Here is a 5,533-nt window from a genome sequence, read left to right as displayed (position 1 = left end):
CCCTTGATCACCATACCCCTTGGAGACAGTGCGGGTGGTCTCGCTCATTGCTTGTTTGCAGCATACCCCTGTGCGCGTGTCGCGATCGGGCGACGATCGTCCAGGCAAAACACCGACGCTTGCTCCTAAAATGTGGTAAGACGCGATCGGAGAAACGTTTCGATGATCAACGACAGTTCGGCACCCGACCATAGTACGTCCGCTCAAACGGTCCTGATGGACGCCAGCGAGCGGCTTGCCGATGCCGGATCGATGGATGAGGTGGTCGAAGTTCTCCGACAGACCGCGCGGGAGGCGATCGGGGCGGAAGGTATCGCCGTTGTCATTCGCGAAGACGAACGCTGCTTCTATGCCGCGGAAGATGCGATCAGCCCGCTTTGGGGGGGCAACCGGTTCGATCTCAGTGTATGCGTGTCCGGCTGGGCAATGCAGCATCTGGAAACCGTCGCGATTCCCGATATCGCCCGCGACGATCGCGTTCCGCATGAAACCTATAAGGGTACGTTCGTTCGCAGTCTGTTGATGGCACCGATCGGGAAGCCCAGAGCCATCGCAGCGCTTGGGGCCTATTGGTCGGACGTTCGCAATCATGATCCCGAGACGATCCGACGCCTTGAAAGCCTGGCGCGCCTCGCTGCCATCGCGATCGACAAGGCGCGGCTGCTCCGGGCAGCGGAGGAGAGCGGTCGTCAGCGCGCGCTCATGCTCTCAGCTGGCAGAATGGGGATGTGGTCGTTCGATGTCGCGACTGGCGAGCTGGAAACCTCGGCGACGTGCCGGACGAATTTCGGGCGCGATCCCGAACTGCCCTTCAGTTATGCAGAGCTGCACGCCGCCATCCATGACGAGGACAAAGCACGGGTGCAGGGTGCCATCGAAACCAGCTTGCGCACCGGTTGTGACTACGACATCGAATATCGGCTGCTGACGCCACAAGGCGAGACACGCTGGATCGGTATCCGGGGACAACCAGCCTATGCGGCTGACGGCACGCCTGTGACGCTGGCAGGGGTTTCGATCGACATAACTGAACGTCGGCGGATGGAGGATGCGCTGCGCACGTCGGCCGCCACCTTGGAGCATCTGGTCGCGGAGCGGACCCGCGAATTGCTGACGACACAGGAAGCGTTACGCCAGTCGCAGAAGCTGGAGGCGATGGGCCAGCTTACCGGTGGGGTCGCGCACGATTTCAACAATCTGCTGACGCCGATCCTGGGAAGCCTTGACCTCCTGCAACGCCGTAAGGTGGGCGGCGATCGCGAACAGCGGCTGATCGACGGTGCCTTGCAGTCGGCCGAGCGCGCGCGAACGCTGGTGCAGCGCCTGCTTGCCTTCGCGCGCCGCCAGCCCCTGAAGCCCGAGGCGACCGATACGTCCGCGCTGCTCACCGGCATAAGCGAACTGGTCGCGACCACACTTGGCCCACGCATCACGCTCGAACTGGATGTCGCAGACGATCTGCCGCTTGCATTGGCTGACACCAACCAGGTGGAAATGGCGATCCTCAACCTGGCGGTGAATGCCAAGGATGCCATGCCTGAGGGCGGAAAACTTGTCCTGTCGGCGCACTTGCAGAGCCCGGGGACTGACCATCCCTCCGTCCCGGAAGGCAGCTATGTCGTAATCGCCGTCACCGACACCGGGACGGGCATGAGCGAGGACACCCGCCTGCGGGCGATCGAGCCGTTCTTCTCGACGAAGGGTATCGGGAAGGGGACCGGCCTCGGACTGTCGATGGCACACGGCCTCGTGTCGCAACTCGGTGGGGCACTGACGATCCAGAGTGTTGCGGACGAAGGCACCACGATCAGTCTGTGGCTGCCGCTAAGCGGGGGGCTCCCGACCACCCCCGGCAAGGCTGCGATAATGGAACCGATGGTTGCCGGGATCGCCGTCCTGGTCGATGACGAGGATTTCGTGCGAGCCAGCACCTCGGACATGCTCACCGAAATTGGCTTCGAGGTCATTGAGGCGCGCTCCGGCGAGGAGGCGTTGGCAGCGCTTCGTCAGGGCCACCACGTCGATGTGCTCGTGACCGATCACCTGATGCCCGAGATGACCGGCGTCGAACTGGCGCGCACCGTCCTTGCCGAGCGCCCGGGCCTGCCAGTGCTGGTCGTATCAGGCTATTCGGATGCGATCGGCATCGAGGCTGGATTTCCGCGGCTGGAAAAGCCTTTCCGGCACGCCGATCTTGCAGCGAAGCTCGCTGGCCTACTATGCCGAGCAGGTACGCCTTCGACCGACATTGCAGCTGCCGTTCTCTAAAACTGGCTGGTTGCCGCGCGGGGCATTCGAAACATGCCATCGTGACGGGCTATCGATCGTTCATCGTACCGCTTGGTAACGTACCCAATCTGGCAGATATGGGCTGGTGATGCTAGGGCATCCCCAAAGGGCCCAACCGTGGAAAGCAATGACTGATCTTCCCGCGCATGAGCAGCAGCGGTTAGCTGCGCTCGCAAAATTCGATGTGATGGATACGCCGCGCGAAGCGGCGTTCGACGAGATCGCCGAGCTGGTTGCGGCAATCTGCGAGGCGCCGATCGGGATTGTGAACCTGATCGGAAACGGACGTCAGTTCTTCAAGGCCGAAGTAGGTCTTGGAGTTCGCGAAACGCCGCTGGACACAGCGTTCTGCAGTCATGCGCTTCTCGAAGAGGAGTTTCTCCTCATACCCGATGCCGCAGCTGATCCGCGTTTTGCGTGCAACCCCCTTGTTACAGGTGAGCCACCACTGCGCTTCTACGCCGGAGCCTTGCTCAAAACGGCTGATGGCTTCCCGATCGGCACCTTATGCGTGCTTGATCATCGTCCCAGAACCCTCTCCGACGTGCAGTTGCGCTCCATTCGCGTTCTGGCGCGACAGGTGATGGCACAGCTCGAACAACGCCTGACGATGAGGCGAATAGCGGCCTCGGAGGCGCGGCAGCGCGCTATCATGGATAGCGCCCAGGATTTCGCGATCGTCGCTACCGATCTCAACGGACAGATCGTCGAGTGGAGCTACGGTGCGGAATATGTGCTTGGCTGGTCCAAGGACGAGGTGATTGGAAAAAGCGCATCCCTGTTCTTCACGCCAGAGGACCGCGAGGCCGAACGGCCTGCTGTTGAGATGCAGTGCGCTCGCGAGACGGGGCGTGCAACCGACGAGCGCTGGCATATGCGCAAGGGCGGACAGCGTTTCTGGGCGAGCGGTGAAATGTCACCGCTCCTCGACCAGGACGACCATCATATCGGATACGTGAAGATCTTTCGCGACCGCACGGAAGAGCATCTCGCAGGAGCTGCCCTTCGCGAGGCACAGGAGCGGTTCACGACGATCTTCGATACCGTGGAGGCGGCGTTCGCCATCGTCGAGGTGAAGTTTGACGAGAACGATCAGCCCGTGGACTATCGCTTCCTTGAGGCAAATCCGGCTTTCGAACGTCAGGCCGGCGTCAACCTGCGTGGCAAATGGGTCACAGAATTTGCCCCGGATCTGGAGCGGTTCTGGTTCGATACTTATGGTCACGTCGCGAAGACCGGCGAGGCAACGAATTTCGAGAACTATGCCGAGGCGTTCGGCCGCTGGTTCGACGTGCGTGCAGTACGGGTCGGCGATCCCGCCGATCGGCAAATCGCCATCATCTTCAACGACGTCACAGCCCGGCGCGAAGCGCAGGATCGCCTGGCTATCAGCGAAGCGTTGGCGCGTGAGAACATCGAGCGCGTACAACTCGCCTTGCAGGCAGGTGCGATCATCGGGACGTGGCACTGGGATCTTCCCAGCGACTGTTTCGCAATCGATGAGGCTTTCGCCCGTACATTCGGTCTTGATCCTGCCCTTGGTCGTGAAGGCATACCGCTTGCCCAGATCGTTGCCACGGTCCACCCGGATGATCAGGAAGGGTTAGCGCAAGCCATCGACGCCGCCATTTCCCGCGGGGGGGCCTATGCCCACCAGTATCGTGTTCGTCATGCCGATGGGAACTACCGCTGGATAGAGGCCAACGGGCGCGTCGAACTGGCGCAGGATGGTACGCCGCAGACATTCCCCGGTGTCCTTATCAACGTTGATGATCGGCGCGCGATCGAAGCGGAGCGGGATCGCGCCACGGCAGAACTCCGGGCTAATGAAGCGAAATGGCGGGGCCTCTTCGAGACGCTGGAGGAAGGCTTTGTCCTCGGTAAGGTCGTACGTGATGCACAAGGACATATCGTCGATTGGCGGTATGAAGAGGTGAACAACGCTTGGTACGATCTGGTTGGGATCGAGCGCGGTTCTGTCGTTGGACGGACCATCCGCCAGCTCTTCCCCGGTGTCGAGGACGAATGGGTGCTGGAATTCGCCCGCGTCGTCGATACGGGTGAAGCAGTGCGCTTCACGCGACAGGTCGGCAACCTTCATCGCTGGTACGATGGTGTTTGCCAATCGACCGGCGATGATCGTTTCACGGTGATCTTCCTTGAAGTCACCGAGCGCATACGTGCCGAGCAACGACGCGAAGCGTTGGTCGAGCTGGAACACGCCTTGGCTGATACAACCGACGTGGGTGGGACGGTCAAGCAGGCGACGGCGATCATCGGCAAGGCACTCGGCGTTGGCCGCGTCGGGTACGGTACGGTCGCCGTCGATGGCGAAACCTTTACCGTGCCGGAAGACTGGACAGCGCAGGGGTATCCAAGCCTCAAGGGTACATATCGCCTCGATGACTACGGCGACCATGCGGCGGATCTGCGCGCAGGCCGTGCGGTTGTCGTTCCCGATGTCCGGCTTGATCCAAGAACGGGGCCGAGATCGGAGGTCCTCGAAGGCATAGCGGTTCGAACAATGGTCAACCTGCCCGTCGTCGAGAACGGGCGCACGGTAGCCATCTTCTTCGTTCACGATGACGTGTCGCGCGAGTGGACCTCTGAGGACATCGCGTTCGCTTCCGATACGGCAGCTCGTATTCGCACTGCGATCGAGCGTCGCCGAGCCGAGGAGGAACTGCGTGACAGCGAGAGCTTCATGCGCAGTGTGCTTGCTGCATCGACCGACTGCATCAAGGTACTCGACCTTGAAGGCAACCTCACCTTCATGAGTGAGGGTGGCATGAAGGTTATGGAGATCAGCGACTTCAATGCGGTGAAGGGCTGCTTCTGGCCCACGTTTCTGAAAGATGATGGAACCGGCATTGGGAAGGAGGCGCTGGAAACCGCCAGAGCCGGCCAGTCCTTCCACTTTGAAACAGCGGCCGACACTTTTCTCGGTACACCAAAATTCTGGTCGGTGTCGGTGTCCCCCATTTTCGGAGAAAACGGCCGGGTAGAGCGCATCCTGTCGGTGTCGCGTGATCACACGACGCTGGAGGAAGCGCGTGAACAGCAACGCCTCCTCAACGGCGAACTCAGCCACCGGCTCAAGAATGTGCTGACGATTGTTCAATCGATCGCCAATCAGACGCTGCGCGATGCGACCACGCTGGAAGAAGCCTCCGCCGCGTTCTCCTCGCGCCTTGCGTCGCTTGGACGGGCTACCGACGTTCTCACCGCCACGTCCTGGGANGCA

General features: G+C 61.2%; 2 protein-coding genes. Both read left to right on the top strand.

Features of this window, described 5'->3' with window-relative positions:
• Nucleotides 1-162: 162 nt before the first annotated feature.
• Nucleotides 163-2,268: an ATP-binding protein gene (locus tag MF607_RS22090; protein WP_242122328.1), complete on the top strand. Its 2,106-nt coding sequence runs from the start codon at nucleotides 163-165 to the stop codon at nucleotides 2,266-2,268.
• A gap of 109 nt (nucleotides 2,269-2,377) precedes the next feature.
• A partial coding sequence (locus MF607_RS22085; RefSeq protein ID WP_431311991.1) for a PAS domain S-box protein occupies nucleotides 2,378-5,533 on the top strand: 3,156 nt, incomplete at its 3' end.

Source organism: Sphingomonas lacusdianchii (assembly GCF_022664395.1).
GTDB lineage: Bacteria > Pseudomonadota > Alphaproteobacteria > Sphingomonadales > Sphingomonadaceae > Sphingomonas > Sphingomonas lacusdianchii.
This window is presented reverse-complemented; position numbering and strand designations above follow the sequence as displayed.